This is a genomic window from Paenibacillus sp. TAB_01 (assembly GCF_043945595.1).
In the GTDB taxonomy this organism is placed as follows: Bacteria; Bacillota; Bacilli; order Paenibacillales; family NBRC-103111; genus Paenibacillus_S.
In genome coordinates this window covers 784,886-810,018 of sequence record NZ_JBIFNP010000001.1, presented here as the reverse complement: position 1 = coordinate 810,018, position 25,133 = coordinate 784,886, and the positions used below count along the sequence as shown (strand labels likewise).

General features: G+C 54.4%; 21 protein-coding genes and 3 pseudogenes. 2 read left to right on the top strand and 22 right to left on the bottom strand.

From position 1 onward, the window contains the following. Positions 1–7: 7 nt before the first annotated feature. From ACHHV8_RS03955 to ACHHV8_RS03935, 5 genes are all read right to left on the bottom strand, one after another. Positions 8–907 carry an ABC transporter permease gene (locus ACHHV8_RS03955; protein ID WP_395156953.1) on the bottom strand — a complete coding sequence of 300 codons (900 nt, stop codon included), beginning with the start codon at positions 905–907 and terminating at the stop codon, positions 8–10. A 12-nt stretch (positions 908–919) separates the two neighbouring features. Continuing rightward, the gene (locus ACHHV8_RS03950; protein ID WP_395156951.1) at positions 920–1,864 is read right to left on the bottom strand and encodes an ABC transporter permease; all 945 of its coding nucleotides are present in this window, start codon (positions 1,862–1,864) and stop codon (positions 920–922) included. A gap of 19 nt (positions 1,865–1,883) precedes the next feature. After that, positions 1,884–3,497, bottom strand: coding sequence for an ABC transporter substrate-binding protein (locus tag ACHHV8_RS03945; protein ID WP_395156949.1), 1,614 nt, complete (start codon positions 3,495–3,497; stop codon positions 1,884–1,886). A gap of 79 nt (positions 3,498–3,576) precedes the next feature. Continuing rightward, positions 3,577–4,554, bottom strand: coding sequence for an ABC transporter ATP-binding protein (locus ACHHV8_RS03940; protein WP_395156947.1), 978 nt, complete (start codon positions 4,552–4,554; stop codon positions 3,577–3,579). A 38-nt stretch (positions 4,555–4,592) separates the two neighbouring features. Then, positions 4,593–6,017, bottom strand: coding sequence for an amidase (locus tag ACHHV8_RS03935; RefSeq protein ID WP_395156945.1), 1,425 nt, complete (start codon positions 6,015–6,017; stop codon positions 4,593–4,595). Between the two features lie 234 nt (positions 6,018–6,251). On the opposite strand from ACHHV8_RS03935, the gene ACHHV8_RS03930 reads away from it, so the two are divergent. Further along, the gene (locus tag ACHHV8_RS03930; RefSeq protein WP_395156943.1) at positions 6,252–7,202 is read left to right on the top strand and encodes a LysR family transcriptional regulator; all 951 of its coding nucleotides are present in this window, start codon (positions 6,252–6,254) and stop codon (positions 7,200–7,202) included. A gap of 132 nt (positions 7,203–7,334) precedes the next feature. Here ACHHV8_RS03930 and gudD read toward each other — a convergent pair whose 3' ends face one another. The 5 genes from gudD to ACHHV8_RS03905 all read right to left on the bottom strand — a co-directional run bounded on the left by gudD (position 7,335) and on the right by ACHHV8_RS03905 (position 14,005). After that, on the bottom strand, positions 7,335–8,690 hold the full coding sequence (gene gudD / locus ACHHV8_RS03925) for a glucarate dehydratase (protein WP_395156941.1): 1,356 nt from the start codon (positions 8,688–8,690) through the stop codon (positions 7,335–7,337). Between the two features lie 250 nt (positions 8,691–8,940). Further along, positions 8,941–10,407 carry an alpha-ketoglutaric semialdehyde dehydrogenase GucD gene (gucD, locus tag ACHHV8_RS03920; RefSeq protein WP_395156939.1) on the bottom strand — a complete coding sequence of 489 codons (1,467 nt, stop codon included), beginning with the start codon at positions 10,405–10,407 and terminating at the stop codon, positions 8,941–8,943. 136 nt (positions 10,408–10,543) lie between these two features. Next, on the bottom strand, positions 10,544–11,470 hold the full coding sequence (gene kdgD, locus ACHHV8_RS03915) for a 5-dehydro-4-deoxyglucarate dehydratase (RefSeq protein WP_395156937.1): 927 nt from the start codon (positions 11,468–11,470) through the stop codon (positions 10,544–10,546). Positions 11,471–11,568: 98 nt separating this feature from the next. Then, positions 11,569–12,270 (bottom strand): FadR/GntR family transcriptional regulator, encoded by a 702-nt coding sequence (locus tag ACHHV8_RS03910; RefSeq protein ID WP_395156935.1) that lies wholly within the window; start codon positions 12,268–12,270, stop codon positions 11,569–11,571. A 334-nt stretch (positions 12,271–12,604) separates the two neighbouring features. Next, on the bottom strand, positions 12,605–14,005 hold the full coding sequence (locus tag ACHHV8_RS03905) for a mandelate racemase/muconate lactonizing enzyme family protein (protein WP_395156933.1): 1,401 nt from the start codon (positions 14,003–14,005) through the stop codon (positions 12,605–12,607). Between the two features lie 77 nt (positions 14,006–14,082). On the opposite strand from ACHHV8_RS03905, the gene ACHHV8_RS03900 reads away from it, so the two are divergent. Continuing rightward, a complete protein-coding gene (locus tag ACHHV8_RS03900) occupies positions 14,083–14,295 on the top strand; it encodes a hypothetical protein (protein WP_395156931.1) in 213 nt (70 codons plus the stop codon). Here ACHHV8_RS03900 and ACHHV8_RS03895 read toward each other — a convergent pair. From ACHHV8_RS03895 to ACHHV8_RS03840, 12 genes and pseudogenes are all read right to left on the bottom strand, one after another. Then, positions 14,267–14,608, bottom strand: coding sequence for a Gfo/Idh/MocA family protein (locus tag ACHHV8_RS03895; protein WP_395163414.1), 342 nt, complete (start codon positions 14,606–14,608; stop codon positions 14,267–14,269). The two genes, ACHHV8_RS03900 and ACHHV8_RS03895, sit on opposite strands and share 29 nt — an antisense overlap. A gap of 32 nt (positions 14,609–14,640) precedes the next feature. Further along, positions 14,641–15,282 (bottom strand): annotated as a pseudogene (locus tag ACHHV8_RS03890) (Gfo/Idh/MocA family protein); the annotation flags it as partial. 35 nt (positions 15,283–15,317) lie between these two features. Then, positions 15,318–15,971 (bottom strand): ThuA domain-containing protein, encoded by a 654-nt coding sequence (locus tag ACHHV8_RS03885; RefSeq protein ID WP_395156929.1) that lies wholly within the window; start codon positions 15,969–15,971, stop codon positions 15,318–15,320. Positions 15,972–15,999: 28 nt separating this feature from the next. Continuing rightward, a complete protein-coding gene (locus tag ACHHV8_RS03880) occupies positions 16,000–16,710 on the bottom strand; it encodes an SDR family oxidoreductase (RefSeq protein WP_395156927.1) in 711 nt (236 codons plus the stop codon). A 26-nt stretch (positions 16,711–16,736) separates the two neighbouring features. Beyond that, positions 16,737–17,579 (bottom strand): carbohydrate ABC transporter permease, encoded by an 843-nt coding sequence (locus tag ACHHV8_RS03875; protein ID WP_395156925.1) that lies wholly within the window; start codon positions 17,577–17,579, stop codon positions 16,737–16,739. A gap of 1 nt (position 17,580) precedes the next feature. After that, positions 17,581–18,459 (bottom strand): carbohydrate ABC transporter permease, encoded by an 879-nt coding sequence (locus ACHHV8_RS03870; protein ID WP_395163413.1) that lies wholly within the window; start codon positions 18,457–18,459, stop codon positions 17,581–17,583. 131 nt (positions 18,460–18,590) lie between these two features. Beyond that, entirely contained in the window at positions 18,591–19,859 is a 1,269-nt protein-coding gene (locus tag ACHHV8_RS03865; protein ID WP_395156923.1) for an ABC transporter substrate-binding protein, read from the bottom strand. Positions 19,860–20,066: 207 nt separating this feature from the next. Then, entirely contained in the window at positions 20,067–20,483 is a 417-nt protein-coding gene (locus ACHHV8_RS03860; RefSeq protein WP_395156921.1) for a VOC family protein, read from the bottom strand. 249 nt (positions 20,484–20,732) lie between these two features. Next, on the bottom strand, positions 20,733–21,776 hold the full coding sequence (locus ACHHV8_RS03855) for a LacI family DNA-binding transcriptional regulator (protein WP_395156919.1): 1,044 nt from the start codon (positions 21,774–21,776) through the stop codon (positions 20,733–20,735). Between the two features lie 372 nt (positions 21,777–22,148). Continuing rightward, positions 22,149–23,377: pseudogene (locus tag ACHHV8_RS03850) on the bottom strand (MFS transporter). A gap of 124 nt (positions 23,378–23,501) precedes the next feature. Beyond that, on the bottom strand, positions 23,502–24,392 hold the full coding sequence (locus tag ACHHV8_RS03845) for a protein phosphatase 2C domain-containing protein (protein ID WP_395156917.1): 891 nt from the start codon (positions 24,390–24,392) through the stop codon (positions 23,502–23,504). Between the two features lie 89 nt (positions 24,393–24,481). Continuing rightward, a pseudogene (locus ACHHV8_RS03840) lies at positions 24,482–25,100 on the bottom strand (NUDIX hydrolase). Positions 25,101–25,133 lie beyond the last annotated feature (33 nt).

The window sequence follows — 25,133 nt, the reverse complement described above, 5'->3', positions numbered from 1 at the left end:
CCCTCCCTTATTTTTTGGCTTCCAGGGCGTCTCTCAGCCCGTCGGCAACCAGATTCATCGTCAGCGCGCTAAGAAAGATGAACACGCCCGGGATTAAGGTCACCATAGGATTGATAAAAATTTGCTGCTTCAAATTGTTCAGCATAATGCCCCATTCCGCAGCGGGTGGCGATACGCCAAGTCCGAGAAAGCTTAAGCCGGACGCCAGTACGAGACTGATGCTGATCTGGGTCGTGCTGTAGACGAACATTTTGCTGAAAATATTCATCAGCACATGATTCCAGATGATCGAGAAGTGCCCGGCCCCGCTGGACTTGGCCGCTTCGATGTATTCCTCCGCCATCACCCCCTTCACGGCGGATTCCGCAATCCTCGCCACCGGCGGAACGAACACGATGGAGATGGCTATGATGATGTTCAGCATGCCCTGCCCGAGCGCCGAGGAGATGCCGATGGCCAGCAGCACGGCGGGAAAGGAGTAGAAAATATCCAGCGTCCGCATAATGACCGTATTCAGCACGCCGCCGAAGTAGCCGGCGGTTACACCGAGGAAGCCGCCGATACATGCGGCGATCAGAACGGGCATGACGCCTGCCAATAAACTTAGCCTGCCGCCGTACAAGATCCGCGTAAAAATGTCGCGCCCCTGTTCGTCCGTGCCTAGAATATGCCCGTGCGTCCCGAGCGGCAGCAGCCGCTCCGTCACCTTGCCGTCCAGCGGATCGTAGGGGGCCAGAACGGAGGCCAGCAGACAAGAGGCCACAATGAGGAACAGGACGATCAGCGAGACCAACGCGACTTTATTTCGGTAAAACACTTCCCAAAACAATCGAAGCTGCGACTCCTCCTTCGGCTGAGATGCAAAGATCGACTTCTCGGCGACAGCTCCCGTATTCGATTGGACCATCTCATCCCCTCCTTACGTATGTCTTACTCGCGGATCAATCATGCCGTGGAACAAATCGACGATCAGGTTCAAGCAGACGAACAATACGGCGATCATCAATACTCCTGCCTGGATGACCGGGAAATCCCGCTGGCTGATCGCCTGATAGATCAACTGTCCGACGCCCGGCCAGGAGAACACCGTTTCGACCAGCACCGATCCGCCTAACAGGTAGCCGAACTGCAGCCCTGCCACAGTCAGGATCGTCGGCATGCCGTTGCGAAGCACGTGCCGCAGCACCGTAACCGCCGACACGCCTTTGGCGCGGAGCGTTGTGACGAAGTCCTGCTGCAGGATGTCGTAGACGGTGCTGCGCACCATCCGCGTCATGACCCCCAGCGTCGTCATGCCGGCGGCGACGGCGGGCAGGATCAAATGCGCCAGCAGATCGCCCGGCCCGCCTCCGCCGATACTGCTCATGCCGGATGAAGGCAGCCAGCCGAGCATGACGGAGAAAACTCCGACCAGAATGAGCGCCGCCCAGAAGTTCGGAATGGTCACTCCCGTCAAGCCGATGATGTTAGCCAGAGAAGCGATCAGCGATTTCGGCTTATAGGCGCTGTACACCCCGATCACGATGCTCAGGCCGAACGATACGATACCGGCCGCCATGGACAGCAGGAAGGTGTTCCACAAGCTTTCGAACAGCAGATCGTTGACGGCCATGCGCTTGATGAGGGAGCGTCCGAAGTCTCCCTGGACAATGTGAAACAGCCAGCTGAAATATTGAACGTAGAGCGGCTTATCCAGCCCGAACTCTTGAATCATCCTCGCCCGGTTCGCCTCGGAGGCGTCCGGCGGCAGAATGCTGTTCACCGGATCCCCCGGTACGATCTGAAGCATCAGGAAGACGATCAGCGTAACACCGAACAGCGTAGGCACCATGAATGCGACCCGCTTGATCAGAAAATGAGCCAATGGACTCCCTCCTTTATCCTTATTCCATATAGACGGTGGTCAGGTCGGCGAACCAGGATTGCGGCTGGACGAAGCCCTTGACGTTCGGGCCCAGCACCCGCAGGTTCAAATCGTGTACAACGTACAGCCACGGCGAGTCGTCGGCTACGATGCCTCCCGCTTCCTTCAGGTAAGCGTCTCTTTCCTTCGCATCGAAGGCATGCCTTGCTTTCGTTAAAATATCGTCCAGCTTCGGATTGGAATACTGCCCGTAATTGCTGCCCGCCGGAATAAAGGAACTCGTCGCAAAATACCGTTCGAACACCCACGGCGCAACCGGCGCCAGCGAGATGTTATAAGCCCCGATATCCTTGCCGGCCGGGAAGCCGCCGCGAATTTGGGTAATGAGCGTCTGCCATTCGATCGCCTCGATTTTCATATCGATGCCGACAGCCTTGAAATTTTTCTGGACGAACTCGTTCATCGGCAGCGGCCACATATTGCCGGACCCGCTCGTCGGAACGATGAATGTCGTCTGGAAGCCGTTCGGATAGCCCGCTTCCGCCAGCAGCTTCTTCGCTTTCTCGGGATCGTACGTATATTTCGTCGCTTGATCGTTGAAATAGGGATGGCCCGGATAAAGCACCTGCCCCGCAGGCTTGGCGACGCCGTTCAGCAGCGATTTGCTCATCCCTTCCCGGTCAATCGCATAGTTGGCCGCCTGACGCACCCGTTTATCCGCCCACGGCCCTTCCTTCGTATTCAGCACATAAGGCCAAATATGCGGATAGTCGTTCAGCAGCACCTGGAACCCGGACGCCTTCAGCGGCTCGACGGATTCCGGCGGCGGTATTTCCGCCCAGTTCACCTGTCCGGACTGCAGCGCGGCCAGTCTCGCCGAGGCATCCGGCACCGGCCGCAGCACCAGCTGATCGAGCTTGGGAGCGCCGCCCCAATAGCTGTCGTTTTTCTCCAGAATCATTTCCTGCCCCTGCTTCATGCTGACGAATTTAAACGGGCCTGTCCCTACGGGATGCACGGGATAATCGGTACCGAACTTTTTCACCGCCTCCGGACTCGGAATGGCAATGAACGCCAGGTCGTACAGCAGGTAGCTGTAAGGCTCCTTGGTTTTGATCTGAATCGTGTAATCGTCCACCTTGGAGTAACTGTCGATATACTTCAAATAGGTCAGCACCCCGGCCGCGACCTGCGCACTGTATTGGGGAGCATCCTGTTTCTTCACCCGATCGAATTGAAAAAGGACCGCATCCGCATTAAAAGGAGTCCCGTCGTGGAAAGCGACGTTTTTTCGCAAATGAAACGTCCAGAGTGTGGGATCCTCCTTCGAAACCTCCCAAGATTCTGCAAGCCCGGGTCCGACGTCCGCCGGTTTGTCCCCCTGCTTCAGCTGCCACCTTGTCAGTCCGTCATACAGCTGGAAGCCGACGAACCTCCATCCCTCGTAGCCCTCTGTCGGAGAAGTATCCGCTACGGGGAGATTGGCGGCGGACATCGCAATAACCAACGGGACGCTTTTGCCGGACGAAGCGGCTGGCTTACTTCCGCTGCAGGCAGTGACTACAATCATCATTAAGGCAATTAAAAGACCAGTCATTTGCTTGGTTTTTACGATGCTCATCCTGGGAATCATCGGATGCGACCTCCTTCATATATCTGCTGCTGTATACGGTACAGCTCGTTTAAATCAACGCCGGCTCACGCCCTCGCCTTCAGGCTCTCCTTTCGGAGCGCTCGTTCAGCAAGATGCAGGCCGCTTGATGGCCCTGCTGAAGCGACGCGTAGCCGGGAGAGACGCCTGTGCAGGAAGCCTGGGCCTCCGGGCATCTCGGAGCAAAAGCGCAGCCTGCCGGCATTTGGGTAATCAGCGGAGGCTGGCCGGGAATCGTAAGAAGCGTACCCCGCTGCCCTTTCCGCGGCGTTGCGGCCATCAGCCCCCGGGTGTACGGATGCGCCGGGCCGGACAAAATTTGCCCCGCTTCGCCGAACTCCACAATTTTCCCGGCGTACATGACGGCTATTTCATCGGCCATCTCGGCCGCTACGCCGATATCATGGGTGACCATGATAATAGACATGCCGTACTCCGCCTGGATCTTCTTGAACAGATTCAGAATTTGCGCCTGAATCGTAACGTCCAGCGCCGTCGTCGGCTCGTCGGCAAGCAGAATATCCGGCTTGCAGGCCAGCGCCATCGCAATGACCGCGCGCTGCCTCATCCCGCCGCTCATTTCATGCGGATAGGAGCGGACCCGTTCCTCGGGAGAGGGGATGCCGACTTTTCGAAACAGCTCGATGACCTGACGCTTCGCCTCGGCGCGGGACAGCTTCTGATGCGTCATGATCGTTTCCTCGATTTGCGCGCCCACCCGGTACAAGGGATCCAGTGCAGATAACGAATCTTGAAAAATCATCGCGATCCGGTTGCCACGCAGCGACTGAATCTGTTGCGGGCTGCTTTCCAGCAGCTCGCTGTCCTCGTACCGGATCGAGCCGGAGAGCCGGGCTCCCGGCGGTGTAATCCGCAGAATGGAGCGCAGCATGACACTTTTGCCCGAGCCCGACTCGCCCAGCACGACCAGCGTCTTTCCCTTCCTCACCTTCAGCGAAACCCCGCGCACGGCGGGCACCAGTCCTTTCTTCGTCGCAAATTCCGTCACCAGCTGATCAATCTCCAAAACTTCGGCCACAATCCTCTCCGCCTTTCTGGTTTAGAATGATTTGAAGCTTAAACTGCCAATTGGTTGGTGATTGTCAATATGGAGCTGGCCTCCTCATAAGCATGCGCCGCCTGGAATACTGCCGATTCCTCGAACGGTCTGCCTTGAATTTGCAGTCCGATCGGCAAGCCGGCCGCCGTCAGTCCGCACGGCACGGAGATCGACGGATACCCATTGAAATTCCCCGGCGACGTTCTGCCCAGAATGCCTAAATCTCTAGGATTTACGTCCCTGCCCTCGAAGGAGATCGTCTCCGCTCCGATAGGGAATGCCGGAATCGCTGTAGTCGGAGCCACCAGCAGATCGATTTGCTCATAAACCCGCGCCCAGTCTTTTTTGTACTGCGCCCGAAGCCGCTGCGCCTCCACGTAAGCCCAGGCGGGAACGAACTGACCCATCTCCAGCCTTGGCCGGATATTGGAGCCGTACTCCGCATAACGCTCTGCGAGATAGCCCGAGTGGTAAGCGTACGCCTCGGCCGTTGTAATGACCCCTTGCAGACGGACCGCCTCCTGCAGGGAAGGGATATGAACCTCAACTACCTCCGCGCCCATCTCCTGGAACAGGTCAATCGCCTGACGGACGGCGCCGGTCACCTCGGGGTCCAAATGCTCGAAGTAATACTCTCTGCAGATCCCGATTCTCGTGCCTTTCATCGGCAGCTCCGACACCTCGGCCAAATCGGCCAAATAATTAGGCACCTCTCTTGTCGAGCTGGAAGCGTCGTTCGGATCGTATCCGGCCATCACCGATAAAACGGCTGCCGCGTCCCAGGTTGTTTTCGTTAACGGCCCGGCGTGGTCGAGAGAGGAGCTTAACGGAAGCACGCCGTACCGGCTGACCCTTCCGTAGGTCGCTTTGATTCCGACTACGCCGCATAAGGCTGCCGGCATCCGGATCGAACCCCCGGTGTCCGTCCCGAGCGAGAAGATCGAGCTGGAAGCGGCGACCGTAGCGCCGGAGCCTCCGCTGGAGCCGCCCGGGATCATATTCGTATTCCACGGGTTTCTTGTAGGCCCGTAATGTTCATTCTCGTTGGTTCCGCCGAACGCGAACTCGTGCAGGTTGTTTTTGCCTACCAGGATGGCTCCCGCCTCGGCTAACCGCTGCACCGTTGTGGCGTCGTAATCCGGCACATAGTCGGCCAATATTTTCGAGCCGGCCGTCGTTTTGTAGCCTTTGGTCGTATAAAGATCCTTCGCGGAGTAAGGAATGCCGTGCAGGGCTCCCTTGTAGCCGCCCTTCATGATCTCCCGCTCCGCTTCCTCCGCATCCTGCAGAGCCTTATCCGCCATCACCGTAATGTACGCATTGATGACAGGCTCCGTCTTTTCAATCCGGTCCAGACATGCTTTCACTAAATCCACAGGAGAGATTTCTTTTTTCTGAATTAAAGGCGCCAAATCCTTAATTGTTTTTTGCATGAGTTCCATACATCCATCTCCTCTTGTGTGTTATTTTACATAACATAAGGTAGCATCTTTTTAAGCCGGACAGGAAATAAAAAAATACTATATCTAAATCTTTTGACTATTTTTGTTTCTTTCTGTCAAATTGCGGATTTTTTCGGACAAATCGCTTTATTTATATAAATTCAATTGTAAATAAAGTTAACATCACTTAAAATTAAGCTAGGCTTTTGAATGTAAAAAGGAGGGTGATGTGAGTTGGACTGGTTCGATCTGCACGCTTTTATTACCGTTGCCAGAGAAAGAAGCATCTCCAAAGCTTCCCAGAAGCTTCACGTATCACAACCGACTTTGACAGCAAGGCTGAAAAAACTGGAGCAGGAGGTGGAGGTCAGTTTACTGGAGAGAAACTGGAATGGAATCAAGCTGAATGAGCATGGGGCGTTATTTTTGCTGCAGGCGATCAAAATCAAACAGGAAATGAACGACAGCATCGCCTTTTTGAAAAAGCTGAACCAGGTGTGCCGTGAGGAGGATCAGGTTGCTTCCTCTGAGAGCTCGAGAGAAAGGACAAAGCTGAAGATAGGCGTCTCCCGGCCATTGAGTTCCTCCTTTTTGACGCCAATTTTGCAGGAGATCAACCGTTCGTATCCGCTGCTTCGTTATGACGTTCTGTCGGAGCTGAGCTCATGTATTTTGGATATGGTAGCCGTTGGGGAGATGGATATCGGCATCGTGCCTTTTACGGAGGAGCGGCCCGATCTGGTTCAGGTGCCGATCTATAAGGATGAGATGGTTCTGCTTGGTCCGAAACAGGATTCGGAGCCGATAGACCGCTTATTGGAAAATCGGGACGGCCTGATGAATAAGCCTTTTATTTTGTACCACGCGCGTTCCCATCTGCGTAAGCTGACCGATCTGATCCTGCTGAAGCTATGGGACGGCTCGATGCCGCGGGACATCCAAGAGGTGAACGACCTGAACGTGCTGCTCAACATGATTTCAAGCGGCATGGGCTATACCATCCTGCCCGCCTCCTATGTCGTTCACTACCGTTCCGAAGCATCCGCCCCCTTCCAAATGCTGAAATTAGGACCGCTCTTCCCGATACGGATGATTCACCTCGTGTATTCCAATGTGTATCAGAACAATAGAGCCATTCGCGATATAGCCGATACGATCTCCTCCCCCTATAAAAAAATGGGTTAAGCCCTCCAGCCGCTTGGCCAACGCTTATAAATCCCCACAAACAAAAAGAAGGACCGGTTAACCACCCGGCCCTCTGTTTCAGACAAGATTATAAGCGTTTTCATTTCTGCGGCGGCTGCCCGCCTGCACGCCTCAGCGTACCAGACAAGGGCGCTTGTTATCGAACGCCCAGCCGGAGATCAGGTATTGCATCGCTATCGCGTCGTCCCTGGCTCCAAGCCCCATTTGCAGGTACAGCTGATGTGCCTGCTCGATCCGCTCCATGTCGGCTTCAATGCCAAGCCCCGGCTTATCCGGCACCGCAATTTTGCCTTCCCGGATCCGGAACGGCTCCTTCGTCAGCCGCTGGCCGTCCTGCCAGATCCAGTGTGTATCGATCGCCGTGATCTTCCCCGGAGCCGCCGCGGCGACATGGGTAAACATCGCAAGCGAGATGTCAAAATGATTGTTCGAATGCGAGCCCCAGGTCAGTCCCCAGGCATCGCACATTTGGGCGACGCGGACCGAGCCCTGCATCGTCCAGAAATGCGGGTCGGCGAGCGGGATATCGACCGATTGCAGTTGGATGGCGTGCCCCATCTCCCGCCAATCGCAGGCAATCATATTCGTCGCTGTCGGCAGCCCGGTAGCGCGGCGGAATTCCGCCATCACCTCACGGCCCGAGTAGCCCCGCTCCGCGCCGCACGGGTCCTCGGCATAAGCCAGCACGTGATGCTGTCCGCGGCACAGCCGGACCGCTTCCTCCAGCGACCAGGCCCCGTTCGGGTCCAGCGTAATCCGCGCCTGCGGAAAACGCTGCGCCAGGGCAGTCACGGCCTCCATCTCCTCCTCGCCGCGGAGCACACCGCCCTTGAGCTTGAAATCCTGGAAGCCGTAACGCTCGTGGGCCGCTTCCGCCAGACGGACAATCGACTCCACCGTAAGCGCTTCCTCGTGACGCAGACGGAACCAGTCGTCTTCTGCGCCCAGGTCATGCAGGTACGGCAGATCGGTCTTGCTCCGGTCCCCGACGTAGAACAAATAGCCGAGCGCCTCCACCTCGGTCCGCTGCTGGCCTTCCCCGAGCAAGGCGGCTACCGGTACGCCAAGATATTGGCCGAGCAGATCCAGCAGCGCGGCTTCCAGCGCCGTCACCGCATGGATCGTCACGCGCTGATCGAATGTCTGCTGTCCGCGCCCCGAAGCGTCCCTGTCGGCAAAACGCTTCCGCACGGCGTTCAGCACATTGTTAAAGCTGCCGATCGGCTGGCCTACGACCAGCGGACGGGCTTCCTCCAGCGTCTGTCGGATCTTCTCCCCGCCGGGCACCTCTCCGATGCCGGTACGGCCCGCATTGTCCTTCAAGATCACAATATTCCGGGTAAAATACGGGCCATGCGCCCCGCTCAGGTTGAAAAGCATACTGTCGTGGCCGGCAACCGGGATCACCCGCATTTCCGAGATCACCGGCGTGCCGGTCAAGCTGTCCTTCGTTAACGATTCATTCATAGTGCTCCCCCTGCTCCACATGTTTATCGTTCCAACCGATCTCATTCGATCCGATTAATTCAATCCGATTATCTACATCCGTGTACACAACGGCCCGCTGCGCCGGAAGGAAGGCGCTAAAAATAAATGGATTCGCCTATAACGGGGTCCGACCGGCCGCGGCACAGTCCAATAGCGTACGCCTCGGACTCCCCACGATCCCGCGTCCGATCGCTGATATCCCCGAATTTCGGTAAGTCCCTCGCGCTGCTTAGCCTTTGACAAACACCGTCTTCACCGAGGTGAAAAATTCAATGGCCGCCCGGCCCTGCTCCCGCGAATGCGAGCTGGACTGCTTCATGCCGCCGAACGGGGCCTGCAGCTCGACGCCTGCGCTCTCCGCATTGACGCGGACGAGTCCTGCGTCCATGTCCTGAATGAATGAGAGCATGCTCCCTATGCTTGCCGTAAATACGGAAGCGCTCAGGCCGAATTCGGCATCGTTGGCCAGCTCCACCGCCTCCTCCATCGAGTCCGCCTTCATCAGGGCGAGCACCGGCCCGAAAATTTCCTCCCGGGCGATCGTCATGCCCGGCGTCACTTCCTCGAATACCGTCGGCTCGATAAAGAAGCCGTCGTCGAACGCCGCGCCCTGCATATGCCTCCCGCCGAACAAAAGCTTCGCGCCCTCCTCGATGCCCTTCTGCGTATAGGACAGCACGGTGCGGAGCTGGTTTTCGTTGGCGCAGGGCCCCATCCATATGCCCTCCTGCATGCCGTCGCCGACCGTGATGCCACCGATTTTTTGCAGCAGCTTCTGTTTGAACGGCTCGTAAACGTCGCGGTGAACAATGACACGGCTTGTAGCCGTACACTTCTGCCCCGTGGAGCGCAGCCCTCCGCTGATCGTCGCTTCCGCCGCCAGCTCCAGGTCGGCGTCCGCCGCTACGATCACCGGGTTCTTCCCGCCCATCTCCAGCTGGTATTTCGCTCCGCGTCCAAGCGCCGCCTGACCGATCCGTTTGCCGACTCCGTTGGAGCCGGTAAACGTGATCCCCTGCACGTCCGGATGCTCCGCCAAGCCTTGACCGATCACCGAGCCCGGACCGGTGACCAGGTTGACGACGCCTGCCGGCAGCCCCGCTTCCTCGAAGCATTCGATCAGCTTGGCGCAGGTGACCGCCGTCTCGGACGCCGGCTTGATTACGACCGTGTTGCCGTAGACCAGCGCCGGCGCCATTTTCCATACCGGAATCGCCACAGGGAAATTCCAAGGGGTAATAACGCCGACGACGCCGAGCGGCACCCGGGTCGTGAACATCAGCGCTTCGCTGTCCGTCGACGGGATGACATCCCCTACCGAGCGGAGCCCTTCGCCCGCATAATAACGCAGAATGGCCACTCCTCTCGCCGTCTCGCCCTTGGCTTCCGGGAAGGTCTTGCCCATCTCCCGCGTCATCGTCTCCGCGATTTCATCCAGCCGGCGCTCCAATGCCGCCGCCGCTTTGAACAGCAGATCGCCGCGCGCCTGACCGGACAGCTTGCGCCATGCCTTCTGTGCCTGCTTGGCGCCCGCCACGGCCTCGTTCAAGTCCCGCGCATCGGATTTCTGTATGTAGCCGACAACCTCGCTTTTCCGTGCTGGATTGATGCTCGCTTCCGTCTCTCCCGATGCAGCGGCCTTCCATTGTCCGTTGATATAGTTCAAATAGGTTGCGTTTGCTGTAAAATGACTCATAATCTCCTCCCGGTTTGATGAGATTTCAATACATGAAGCCTGCCTGGCCGAGCGATTCGGCGGCTCTTGCCCGCTCCCTCAGCCTTGGCTGGCAGTCAGTGACAGACCGCCGTTTCGTTCTCCGGATCTTCCTCCCTTATCGGGAGACGGGAAAGCGGTCGAAGGCCGTCTTCAGAATTTGCTCCAGCTGCCGGTAATGCTCCTTCTCCACCGGAATAAGCGGAGGACGCACCGCGGTGCCGACAGGCAGCCCGATGATTTCCATGCCCGCCTTAATCAAGGATACGGCATAGCCTTTGCGCTGTCTGCGGATGCGGCTGATCGGCAGAATGACCTGCAGATACAGTTCGTTCACCAATGCCTGGTTCTGCTGCAGCAGCGCATCATAGAACAGCTTCGAGATGTGAGGAATGTAGTTGGAAATCGCCGAGGAATAGGAACGGAAGCCCAGATTAACATAGGCCGGCATCGTCACCTCGGCCATCGGCATTCCGTTCAGCCAGCCCAGCCGGTCGCCGATCGTCTGGGTGAACTCGATGTTCATCTCCATGTTGCCGAGCCCGTCCTTAAAGCCGACCAGCTGCGGCGATTCCAGCAGCCGCTGCAATGTCGGCAGGGTCAGTACGCAGTTATCGCGCTGGTAGACGATCGCGTTCAGCGAAGTGCTGCGGATAATCGCGTTCAAATATTGGTACAGCCCTTCCTGCTCCGGCTCGATCAGATAAGGCGGCAGAATGAGATAGCCGTCGGCGCCCAGCTCTTCGGACAGCTTGGCGAGCTCCAGCGCATGGCTGAGGTTGCCGCCTACCCCTGTATATACGGGTACGCTCCCTTTCGCCGCCGACAGGGCAATTTCGACCATCGTCCGGTATTCGGACGGGCTGACCGCATGAAATTCCCCGGAGCCGCAGCCGATAAAAATGGCCGAAAGACCATTGTCGAGCAGAAACCGGATATTCGCTTCCAATGCCTTTTCGTTCAAGGAGCCGTCTTGTTCCATTGGGGTTACAGGGAAACCGAGAATGCCTGTAGGCGCTTTCAATTTACTTTCACTTGCCGTCATGGAGAGTTCACCTTTCCTTCAATCAATTTGGGATAAATCATACAATGTATAAATGCAAAGACATGACAGAAGCAGGAAGGACGGCAGACCGTTCCTTCTCAGCCCTCCGTCAGCCTTTTCATCACCTTGGAGCGGACATGGTCCAGATGGGCGAACATGGCGGTAAACGCCGCCGCCGGTTCTCTTCTCTGCAGAGCCTCCAGGATGGTCTGGTGCTCGCGCAAAGTGACCGCATGATCCCGGTCGGTCAATGCGATCTGATTCAGCGTTTCATCAAACATATTCAACAAAGGATCGATGCTGCCCTCGAGAATCGGATTGTTGGCGCTGTAGGCGATCGTCCGGTGAAATTCCTTGTCGATATCCATGTATTGATCCGTCTGCCGCTTCATCAGCTCCAGCAGCTCTTCAAGCCTGCCGAGCTGCGCCTCCGTAATCTTCTCCGCCGCTACCGTCACGAGCCCCAGCTCCAGCGCAATCCGCGCTTCCATCACCGCCGGAATATCTCCTGCCGACAGAGCCAGCATGATCGAAAACGGCTTGCTGCCGATTTTATCGGAGAAAAAGGTGCCCTCCCGCGTTTTGCGGTGAATCATCCCCATCGTTTCGAGCGAGCTTAACGCTTCCCGGAGCACGGGACGGCTGACGAACAGCTTCTCGCTCAGCTCCGACTCCGTGGGCAGCTTATCCCCCGGCTTCAGCTGTCCGCTGCGGAGCAGCTCGATAATCTGATCGACGACCTGCTTGGACATCGTTTCCCGCTTGACGCTCTTCATTTGCAGTTCGTTCGGATTGCTCATCGTGTTCTCCACCTGTCGGGATGATCTTGGATTGTTCTTTTGTTCAATTGTATGACAAATGGACTAATGGTGTCAATCCTATTGTCTTATTAGTTGAAGAAGGAGCCGAAATCGGGGCAGAGGCTCCCTGTATGCCTTGGATGGCCTTGGATGGCCTTGGATGGTCTTGTATCGGCTTTATATCGGCTTTGCTTCCCCTTTGTATCCCTTGTATCACCGAGCAACATAAAAATACACCCCTAGGAAGGAATGATCGGATTCGCCAAGGGCGCATCTGATATTCATTCCTAGGGGTGCATCTCCATTCGCCTACCACCCGATGGTATCCGAAAGACTAGCTGAACAGCCGGTCATTGGAATATTCCGAGTTCCAATGCTCGGTTGAAGCCCACATATCGGGAAATCCGGGCATCAAATGATCTTTAATTACTTCATCGTTAATATCGTCGAATCCAAGACCCGGTTTGTCCGGTACATGGATAAAACCGTTTGTAATAACTTTGCCGCCGAAGCCCGTAATAATATCATCCCACCACGGAACGTCGGGCGCATTGAATTCGGTAGCGATAAAATTCTCCGTCGCCACGCCCATATGCGCGGTAGCCAAAGCGGCCACAGGCGTTTCACACATATGCATGGCCATCGCTATATGATAGCGTTGCGCCAGATCGCCGATCTTTTTGCATTCGTAGATGCCGGAGGAGCAAACGTCAGGATGGATAATCGGAACAGCCCTGTTCACAATCAGATCCTCGAAGCTTTCCAGCGTCGACAGATCCTCGCCCGTCGCCAAAGGCGTTGCCGTTAACTGGCTTAGCCGTTTATATTCCTCCGTATACGTGCATGGCAGCATGTCTTCCGCCCATAATAAGTTGTATTTCTCCAGACGGCGCAAAAGACGGGCGGCATCCTCGACGTTCAAATAACCGAGATGGTCGATTGCCAGCGGCATCTTATTGCCGAGCACTTCCCGCATACGGGCGACCTCTTGCTCATAACGGTCCAGACCGTGCTCGGTCATGCGGAACATCGTATAAGGATGGTGCGTATTGACCAGGTCGTAGGCCCGGTTGCGCTGCTGGAATAACGGGCCGTACGGCGTATCCCGGCGGTTTTTAATGAAGTCGAAATTGTATTGGGCCGCTTGACGAAGCTCTTCCACATAATTGCCGGGGGCTGAGATCAATTCCTCGTCGGGGTACATCGCCTGGAGGCTCTCTACGCCCAGAACCGCCTTAACCATCGTATAGCCGCCTTCGTCGGCAAACTGCTTCAGCCGTGTGCCCATCGAATAGCCGTCGCCTTTAAGCCCCGGCGTATTGACTCCCAGATCGCAGTAAACGCGGGCGGCATCGCGGAACTTGCCCCCAAGCATCTGATATACGGGAACGCCGAACGCTTTGCCCGCCAGATCCCAGAGCGCGATCTCGATTCCTGCAACGCCGCCCGCCTGTCTTCCCGTTCCCATGAATTGTTTAATCCGGCGGAACAGCTTATCCACGTTGCATGGATTCTCTCCCAGCAGCCGGCCCTTCAGCATAGCCGCATAGGTGCGGCTGCCAAAATCCCTAAGCTCCCCAATCCCTGTGATCCCTTGATTTGTATATATTTTCACAAGCGTGCAGTGCATCGGCGCACCGGCCAAATCAACAAAGCGCATATCCGTAATTTTAAGCTCGGACGGTCTTGAATGCGTATTGACGTGATGTAATGTGGATTCGAATGTATCTGACATGTACGCTGCCTCCTTTAATGGTTCGGAGAGGTTGTCTGCATCACCGTTTTTGAAGGCAATCACAGGAATGGCTTCCTATGTTTCAATGGACAGGTTGCAACCAACTCGACTCCGGTTTACAAACCGTCTATTTTTTCCCACGTGTTGGATTCAATGGACCGGGTTACCGCATCCAATACTTTGCTGCACATCCAGCCATCGTAAAAATTCGGCTGCGCCATCTTTCCATCTGCAATGGCCTGCATAAAGTCCGCAAATTGATTAATAAAGGTGTTCTGATAGCCCAGTGAATGGCCCGGCGGCCACCAAGCGCGAATATACGGATAGGACCTCCTCCGTCACAATAATTGTACGGAAGCCCTGTGTCTCCAGACCATCGTCTTGAGACCAATACTCCAGCTCATTCATCCGTTCAAAATTGAAGGACAAGGAGCCTTTGCTGCCGTTAATCTCGATCCGCTCATGATTTTTGCGGCCGCTCGCCATGCGCGACGCTTCGAAGGTCCCCAATGCGCCATTCTCAAACTTCGCGAGAAACGCCGTCGTGTCGTCGACAGTGACAGTGGCAGTCTCACGCTCATCCGGAGCGCACGGCGTGTGCAGTTGTCCCCCCGAGCTTTGGCACGCTGCTTCACGAAAGTCTTCTCCATGCCTATCACCTGCCCAATATCCCCGACCAAATACCGGGCCAAGTCTATCAAATGAGAGTTCAGATCCCCGTGCGGACCTGAACCGGCAACCGACTTGTCCAGCCGCCAGCTCATTGGCTCGTTCGGATCCGCTAACCAGTCCTGAAGGTATACGCCGCGGAAATGATAAATGTCCCCAAGCTTCCCTTCACGGATAAGCTTCTTAGCCAGAGCGACCGCCGGAACTCTGCGGTAATTGTGACCCAGCATATGAATGACGCCCGCCTGTCCTGCCGCATCCAGCATTTCTTTGGCTTCCGCCGCATTCATCCCAAGAGGCTTCTCGCACAAAACGTGCTTTCCGGCTTTGGCGGCCGCAATCGCGATCTCCTTATGCAATGAGGTCGGCGTCGCTATACAGACGATATCAATGTCGTCTCTATGAAGGACTGACTCCCACTCGGTCGCATATTCCTCCCAGCCGAACTCCTCAGCCGCCTTTTTAAGCATATGCTCGGTACGGCCGACAATGACCTTTTTGACAGGTCTCACACCCGTTTGAAAAAAGAACGGCGCATTGCCGATCGCGTAGCTGTGGGCTTTGCCCATAAAATTGTATCCAATAAGTGCGACGTTAAGCTCCCGCATGATGTCCCTCCTTTTCAAAGCCTCCCTCTGCAGTCTCAAGAAACGATCCATTGCAGGACTTGGCCCAAAATAGCAGCTGTGTCCGGGCTGTTCAGCCCTTCTATCGTATGAGCAGGGGTTAAACAGCAAACTTTGCCTTCACCGAAGGAATGGTGCCACCCGGCAATAGATTCGCCGTCTTTGGACGATGAACGGAGGAAGACGTTCGTATTCGCTTCGTCGCACTCGACAAAATAATGCTCGTCCATAAAGGCAAATGTCCTGCCCTCATGTATTCCCAGCTCGTTCTTCTCTACAGTGTAAGTCACTTCGCTATGCTCGCGCGGATGCATGATAAAGTGTCCTCTCAGCATGGCGATGTATTCCGCTGCCTTCTCGAAGCTGGCAAGACCGGAATGCCAGCCGAGCCAGCTCCCGCCCTGCCGAACATAATCGGCAATCCGCCCGGCTGTCTCCGGCGTCATCCAGCGGTGAACCTCCGGGCTTCCCGGATTCAGCCGGTCATCTTTAAACAAAATGACGGCATCCGGGGCATCATCCAGGCATTCGGACAGCCGGTCGTAGGTTGTGTAATGAATGGAGACCGAGCCCTGCAGCCCTTGCTGCTCCAGCGCCTGCTCCAGCGAAGCGCGAATCGTGCTTTCATCATGAAAAAAATCTCCGACAATTGCGGTAATCGTATGCTTCATTTGTGCATTCCTCCCATGTCCGCAGCCCTTATAAGGGCATCGGTTTTCCTTGGTGAGTGATAAAGGAAATCTTGCTGGTGATCGTCGTTTTTCTTTCGATGATATTCATAATTCCGGATGCCGTCTCAAGCGGTTCGCTTGGCGCCTCTTCACCGCCCATATCCGTCTTCATCCAGCCCGGGTGTACGGCGTATACCTCGATCCCTTGGTCCTTCACGTAATAACGTAAACGTTCGGTGAACATATTCAACGCCGTTTTGGACATGCTGTACGCATAATTGGTGCTGAAAGCATTAACGATCGTTCCCGCTTCCGAGGAAATATTAATAATCGCCTGCCCGCTTCCTTTATAAATCAGCGGCAGCAATTGTTGAATAATATACATCGGGCCGAAGGTATTCACCGCAAAGCTCAAGCGGACTTGATCGAAGTCGAGATCCTCCAGTGTCTTTTCGCGTTCCAGCAGAACGGCAGCGTTGTTAATTACGGCATCGAGCGACGGCGTCAGCGTTCCAATCGCTTGGCAAGCCTGCCGAATCGAGCCTTCATCCGCCACATCGATTTCAATTCTTCGAATCTGGTCCGGAAACTGTGCATCCAGTGAATCAAGCAGCGGGCAGGAATCGACCGACCTCACGCCCGCATACACGGTATACCCCCGTCTTACGGCCTCGGCTGTCAAATGATACCCGAGCCCCCTGTTCGCGCCGGTAATGAATATATGCTTGTCTGCAGTCATGGTTTCGCAGCTCCTTTTTATTGGAATCAACCTTTAACCGAACCGTCGGACAGTCCTTTGACAAAAAATTTGTTGCAGAGCAGGAAGATGAGCAGAACCGGGATGGAAACGACCATGGACGCGCTCATCATAGCGCCCCAATCAATGACGAACTCGCCGCTGAAATTGTTGATCGAGATCGGCAGCGTGCGCACCGTATCTGAATTCGTAAGGTTTAACGCAAACAAGAATTCCTCCCAAATATTCAAGAAGGCGTATACGCTCACCGCAATAATACCCGGCAGCGATACCGGGATAATGATCCGGAACAACGCTCCCAAGCCGGTGCAGCCGTCAATTTTAGCCGCTTCCTCCAGTTCCTTGGGAATGGTTTGGAAAAACGAGCGCAGCATCATAACCGCCATAGGAATCGTGATAGCCAAATCCGCTATGATGAGGGCGAGGTAGGTATCAATGATCTGCAATTTGCTAAAAACCATATACAGCGGGATGATAATGACAACCCCCGGCATCATTTGCCCGTATAACAATCCGGACGAAAGCACACGCGAGCCTTTGAACCGGTACCTGGAAAATCCATAGCCCGCCAAGATCGCCACCACCAAGGTCAAAGCCGTCGCGCATACCGTCACGACAACGCTGTTAAGAAACGCGCGCGGAATTTGGCTGTCGAACAGGACTCGGGTATAGTTCGCAAACGTAGGTTGCTCAACAATAAGCTTGGGAGGCGTGGTAAAATTTTCGGCCGGTGTCTTGAGCGATGTAATGAACATCCACAATGCCGGAAATACGCTGAAAACGATCATGACCAGCAGAATCAGGTAACTCAATGTCACCCTGGTATAGAGGCCGCTTCTTTTTTCTCGCATATCAGTTGTCTCCTCCTTTCATAACGAACTTCATATAGACGACGCTCAAGACAGCCGTTATGACAAACAGGACGACGCTGGCCGCTCCGGCCATACCGAAATCGTAATTTTGGAATGCGGACTTATAGATGAACATCGACAGGATCTCCGTGCTGTTGGCAGGACCGCCGCCCGTCAGAACGAAAATAAATGTAAATGCATTCAGCGTCCAAATAATTAACAGCAAAATGATCGTATAACACGTCGAAGATACATGCGGAACCGTAACCGTAAAAAATTCCCGGATGCCTGTAGCTCCGTCCACCTTGGCGGCATCTTTCAATTCGTTCGGAACCGATTGAAGCGAAGCTTCGATCATGAGCATAACGAGCGGGAACATTTTCCATACGTTAACAATGACCGCAGAAAGCATGGCATAGTTTTCGTCAGCCACCCAATTGATCGGTGTATCCGATAAGCCGAGCACCTTGATCAAATAATTGATATAGCCGAAGTCAGGATGATACAGCCATTTCCAGATGTTCACGCTGATGACGCTCGGAAGCACCCAAGGAATCATCAATAAAATGCGGATAAGCCATTTCATCTTAATGAAATCCTGGTTAATAAGAACCGCCGCCATAAAGCCGACGAGAAACTGAAAAACGACACTCGATAAGGTCCAAACAACCGTATGCCGGATCGAAGCTATAAAATCGCTGTTTTGAAACAGCGCTGCATACTGACTGATGCCAACAAACTTCCAACCGTCGGTGTATAAGTCACTTTTATTAAAGCCCAGGACAAACGTATAAATCAGAGGGAATACCATGACGCAGGCAATAGCTAGAACTGCCGGCAAAACGTAAAGCATCCCGGGATTGCGGGTAAATTTAAACATGCGCACTACCAAGCACCTCTTCCAGACGGGTCTGCACTGCCGATTGCAGGGAGGAGCTCCTCTCGCATCGGCACAGTGATAACGCGATTCTACAAGAGGAGACTCGTTCATTTTGCAGTTGTGACCTGAATTTATTTTTTGCTAAGAAGATCGTCGATCGCTTTCGAGGCTTGAGTCATGGCCTCTTCCGGTGTCGTTTTTCCGCCTAACGCCGATTGCAGATTATCGAATATGATTTGCTTGATTTGAGTCCACTGCGGAATTTGCGGTAAAGGCTGCGCATACACCAGCGCGTCAAGCAGCGGCTTTACCAGCGGATCCTGGTATTTAGGGTTGTTTGCGGCCGATTTTCTCGCGGAGAACGTAACGCTGTATTCCGAAGAAATATCCGGCTGGGTAATAAAATTAATAAATTTCCACGCAGCCTCCTGATGCTTGCTCGCCGTAGTTACGCCAACGGCCCAGCCGCCAAGTATCGTTTTACGGTCTTTGTTAGCCGGTACCATAGCTACTCCAAGCTGAGCCTTCGGATTGGCTTGCTTGATTGGATCAAGATCATAAATACCCGACATGTACATACCGACTTTCTCGTTGGTGAACAGGTTCCGGTCGGCTACATTGTCATTTTGCAGCATGCTGTTCGGAATGACTTTGTATTTGGTAAACATTTCAACATACAGCTTCACCATGTCCAAAGCCGCAGGCTCGGTCAGCGTCGATTTCGTATTCTCTTTATTCAGAATGCTGCCGCCATTGGATAGAATCATGTTGAACAGCTGTGTCGTCACATTCCCTACGTTCGTTCCCGGGAAAGCAAAACCGTAGGTATCGCCTTTGGTCATTTTCTGCGCCTGCTCCAGCACTTGATTCCAATTTTCCGGACCTTTAGCCGCATCAATTCCCGCCGCTTCAAACAGCTTTTTATTATAGATGAGTCCATGCGTTTCCGCGCGGTAAGGCAGACCATACATCTTATCGTTAACTTTGGTCACTGCCAAGGCGCCGTCGTAAAAATCCTTCAAGTCTACGTTATCCTTCTTAATATAATCATCGAGGGGCAGCAAGCCGCCGGTGGTAGCAAACGGAGTAACCCAATCCACGGCCATGTTCATCAGGTCCGGGCCGTTCTTTTGCTTCAAGGCAAGCAAATACTTGTCCGACATGCCCGCATCGGGGAACTGCTGAACTTTGATTTTAATATCAGGATTTTTCTCTTCGAATTTCTTCACGATAGCGGCTGTAGTCGTATTCCATGTTGCGTCCCAGTAAGTCAGCTCTACCGGCTTATTCGAGCTGCCGGACCCTGAGGCAGAGCCGCTGCCCCCGGAACAACCGGCCAGGGCCGTTCCCAGCATCATAAACGAGACTAACGCAGCACATGATTTTTTTCCATTTGACATCCTTTATTCGCTCCTTAATAGGTTAATTGGCTTAGGATCCTGCCTGATTAAAACAATCGCTCATCCTGAATTGGTATCGGTTTCAAATCAGGCATGTCGTTCATGCCCAATGCCATTCTCAAGCCTTGCTCTGTCCTCTTGGTTCGATTTGCCGGCCTTAAAGCCGTTGCAGCCGATGAGGGGAAGTCCTGCGCTCCCCCGGACATTTTACTCGTATCGCTTTAATTGCGGGCAGTCCGGGTGCATTTGCATAAATTCGATTCGGTTCCCGTCAGGGCACTTCGCCCAGCATTGATAATTCAAATCAAGCCCTTGCTTCGGCTCGACATCCAGAGCTACGCCTCTGCTCTTCAAGTGTTCGGCGATTTCATGAATATCGTCGACTTCCAGACAAAGATGGTTGTATCCTATAGTCTTGCTTGTAACCTCCAGCTTCTGCTCGCCTCCGTAGAACAGCTCGATGAATTGGCCTTCCTTCACCTTTAAATACACGATCCAAGGTTCGCCGGTCTCTGGTCTTTTCAGCTCGAATAATTCGGTAAAGCCCAAAATTTCGCAGTAAAAATGAAGCGCTTTATTCATATCTTGTACTGTATAAGCGGTATGTGCCATTCCTTTGATCATGCGGTGACCTCCATCATCTCTCATTTTTGTGATTACTCCGTCTGCATAAAAAAGATTAAAGCTTAGATACAAAAAGCTCTGTAAATCCCTCCCTAAATCTGATTCCCTTTTCCTTGCTCTTACGCGACCCGCGTTCCAAGCTATCCAGAAGTTGCATATATAGATACGCTAGCATGATATCTAGCGGGAGAAGGCACCTGTCACCAAAATAAACGCGCGTTTATTTTGGTTCAAAAAAATATGTTAAGCTTACACTCTCTTGCACGATTCTCTCTCTATAAGGGTACAATCGAAGGATACAGCTATTCGTTGATCCAACGCGCCGTTTTCAATCGTATGGATTACACTTTGCGTGATCCCGGCCGTTAGGAGCTCGTAATTGACTTTGAATGTGGTTAGCGCCGGTTTATAATAAGCGCTTAACACTTGATCGTTCATTCCGATGACCGATATGTCGTCCGGCACTTTGAGCGAATGATCGTGTATCGCCCGGATCGCACCGAAAGCAAGGCTGTCATTAGCGGCAAAAACGGCTGTCGGGAGCTCTTTCGAATTAGACAGCAGATTGGACATGACTTCATATCCGCCGGCTTCGTAATGGCCGTACATAATCCAGGCCTTGTTAATGTCCAGACCGTGATGCTCCATTTGGCTTATGAAACCTTTGAATTTGAAATTTGCCGCAGCTTTCTTCAAATCCCCGTTAATAATGCCGATTTTGGTGTGATTTAAGCCTGCGAGATAGTCTACCGCTTGTTTGGCGGCCTGCTCGTTGTTCAAATTGTAGACGATTCGGTTCGGCTCGTTCCTGCCGGGCAGCACCTGGTCGATAACACCAATGATGAAGCCCTCGGCAATCAATTCTTCAATGACAGGCTCATGATTCTCGGCTCCGATAAAGATCCCTGCGGTGATACTCCCCTGATAAAACATTTCTTTAACGTTTTTCATGCTTTCAGGTTGTTTAAGGTCCCTCACTACGCTCGTAAGGACGATATAACCGTAGGTTGAAGCATTCTCGATGACGCTCGTGATCAGCATGTTGGCCGAGCTGTCCTTCGAGAACTGCCATTGATCGATAAAAAACAGTCCGAGCGTCTTCGTTTTCTTGCCGGCCAAGGCTCTTGCGGAAATGTTGGGCGTATATCCATACTGCTCGATGACCTTCATAACCTTTTCCCTGGTCTTCGGAGGTACATTGGGATAGTTATTGATCACACGGCTGACGGTGCTCCTCGATACGCCGGCAATTTCAGCAATTTCCTTGCTGTTCAGTTCAATTTTCTTCATCATCCTATCCCTCTATTATAAACATCATATTTGTGAACGCGTGTTTATTGATATATTAGCATGGCCCAACTGAAGTGTCAATTTGAAGATGTATCGTTTTCAGATGTAAAATAGTCCGCTCGTTACGTCCAACGCGGCGGATATTTACCCCTATAAAAGCGAGACAGGGCCCTTCAGTCCTTTGCTGCGCGCATGGGCGTACAATTTGCGTGATTATAGGATGGGTATAGGTTCCAGCTGCTGATAAAGTCGTGTGATTGTGAATGCACGTCCTCACTCATATAAATCGAACAAGGACCGTTCCGCAAGCTTGCCGGACGGTCGCTTGTTCAATTGCAGCCCTGCCTTCCATGCAGGGACCAGTAACCCGCAGCCTCACGCCCGGGCCGCTTCCTTGTCCGGGTCGGTGCCCTTCGTCTCTTTGCCCCAGAACAGGACGGCCGCCGCGCCGATCACGATCGCAACGAAGAAAACGATAAAAATCGAGGACAGCGCCGTATGACGCTCTACCAGCATGCCGACCAGATACGGCCCGATCACGCCTCCGATTCTGCCGAACGAAGCGGCGAGCCCTACGCCGGTCGAACGGACCCGGTCGGATACAGCTCCGGCGTGTAGGCGTACATGGCTCCCCAGGCGCCGAGATTAAAGAACGACAGCAGGATGCCTGCCGTAATCAAGCTCCCTTCCGACACAGCCGTACCGAACCAGACGGCGCTCGCTGCAGTCAACAGCAAATACGTGACGAGCACGAACTTGCGCCCGTAACGTTCAATCAGGTAAGCGGCGGTGAAGTAACCCGGCAGCTGGGCCAGCGTCATAATCAGCACATACTGGAAGCTCTTGACCAGCGTGAAGCCCTTGAGCACCATCACCGTAGGCAGCCAGAGAAACATGCCGTAGTACGAGAAGACGACCGTAAACCATAGAATCCACAGCGTCACTGTGGACCGGCGGTGGCCGGATGACCAGACGGCCCGTACCCGTTCACCGAGCGACAGCCTGCGGCCCCGCTGCTCGGCAAACCGGGGCGAATCCTGGATCGCCCTGCGCAGATACAGCGCGTACAGAGCGGGCAGCGCCCCGATCACGAAGGCGGTCCGCCAGCCGTAATCGGGAATGACGAAGTAAGCGATCAGCGCGGCCAGAATCCAGCCGACGGCCCAGAAGCTTTCGAGCAGCACGACGGCCCGCCCTCTTTCCTTCGGAGCAACCGACTCGGATACGAGCGTGGACGCGACGGGCAGCTCCCCTCCGAGGCCGAAGCCCGCCAGGAAGCGCAGCACGCACAGGATGAAGAAACCGCCCGCCATAGCGGACAAGCCGTTGGCGGCGCAGAAGATCAGCAGCGTCCAGAGCAGCACGGCCCGGCGTCCGTACCGGTCGGCAAGCGTGCCCGCAACGGCTGCGCCCACCGCCATACCGATCGAATTGATCGCAGTCAGCAGCCCGATCTGCTGGGCGCCCAGCTTCCATTCCGCCGCCAGCGCGGTCACAATAAACGAAATGATGCCCACATCCATCGCATCGAACATCCAGCTGTAGCCTGCGCTGAACAACAGCTTGCGCTGCCGGGGATCTTGCATCAGAGTTAATCGATTCATCATCGCGGCAATCCTTTTCCGTTAGCAAGTTTTAGGTTCTATTGGCTAGTCTTTCCTGCATGGGAGCATTTAAACTCCGCTGCATTCCTTCCTCTTCATAGCGAAATATAACAAAACGAGCCGTTCAGTCGAAATGAATCAGAATGGCGGTTTTATCGTCGGACACTTTAAACCGGGGATAGCGCCGGCATTCCTTGTCCTCCTGTTCAAGACGGACAAGCGCTTCGGCATAGTCGGAGAGAGAGGATTGGCCGATCCGGACCATCAGCTCCGCAAAAGCGTCGGCATGTCTTCCTCCGACCTGCGGACTGCCGTCGGTACTGCTCTCCGCCGGAATAAACAGACCGTCCGTCACCAGCAGGAGAGATTTGAGCCGCGTACGGATAATGCGTCCGTATTCCACAAAATCGGCCACTTCCGGCTCTCCGCTCATAACGGAATAGCCTTCGGACGTATTCATCAGGGTCCGGTTGTGCAGCAGGCTCGGCTTCATCCGCTCCCACAGCTCCTCGCGCGTCACCGCTCCCTCGCGAACCGCCTGCTCCCTGATTTTCTTGGAGTTCTTGTCCATATGAGCCACCTGATCCCGGGTGATCACCCGAACTCCGCCATCCGCATATTGAGCCATAATCATGCAGTCTCCGACCTGGGCATAATCGATGCAGCGGTCCGTAATCCGGATCAGCGCCAAGGCGCTTGTCCAGAGCGCCTCCTTGCGGCTCGTATCGATGCCCGCTTCCTGCATTGCAGCTCTAAGCAGCCGGTTCGCCTCAAGCACGATCGGCAGCAGGCTCCCGTCAGCCGCATCGCCGATTTGCTCCGCCGTCAGCTGCTCGAAATATTGCTTCATAACCTGGGAAGCCAGATATCCTCCCGTTTCCCCATTCGCTCCCCGGTACGGCTGCAGAGAGGTCGATCCGTCCAGAACTCCGTACAGCTTCAGCGGCTCGTTCAGGACAAGAGCATCCTCATTCCAGTCATTCGATCCTTTGATCGTCAAAGTAGCTACGCGCATATGTCTCTCCTCCTTGTGGGTATGGAACAATGTGAAACCGCCCTTGCGGAACTCGTCTTGTTAAATCCTGATTAAACCAATCCAATCCGTTAATCCAACGGTATTTCCGGCGAAGGCTGGAACGCCTCTTTGAAAATCATATCGATCTGGGATTGCGTAATCCGGTCGGTCGATAAAGGCGGCAGCTCTTCGCGCGCGAAGAAGCCGATCCCGCTTGTTTCGATGCTTGTCGTCGCCGTGCCGCCCGTAAGCTCGCACAAAATAAACAGCTTGTACACATGATAAGCCAAAAGCGGATGCGGATGCTTGCTGCGGTCAAGCACTGCCAGCAGCCGGATAGGCCGGACGTCGTAGCCGGACTCTTCCTTCACCTCTTTGACCGCCACTTCCTTCGGCGAGTAGCCTACATCGGCCCAACCGCCGGGCAGCGACCAGCCGCCGTCCTGGATTTCTTTGACGAGCAGAAGCCGGTCCTTCCTGAAATACGACGGCTCTGACATCTACCTTCGGCGTGCAGTATCCCGTCTCATTGGCGAACAAGCCCGCCACCTGCTCAATGTCCAGCCCGGAGTAGGCGGACATCATTTCCACGCTGAGCTCTCTCAGCTCTTTGAACCTCTCCAAATCATAGCTGTCCTTAGAATACGTCAATCCGGCTTGGGCAATAGCCTGAATCTTCTTGGCCCATTCGATTCCACGATTATCCATTCCCGTACCTTGCTCCTCTCGGTTCTTGGCTTT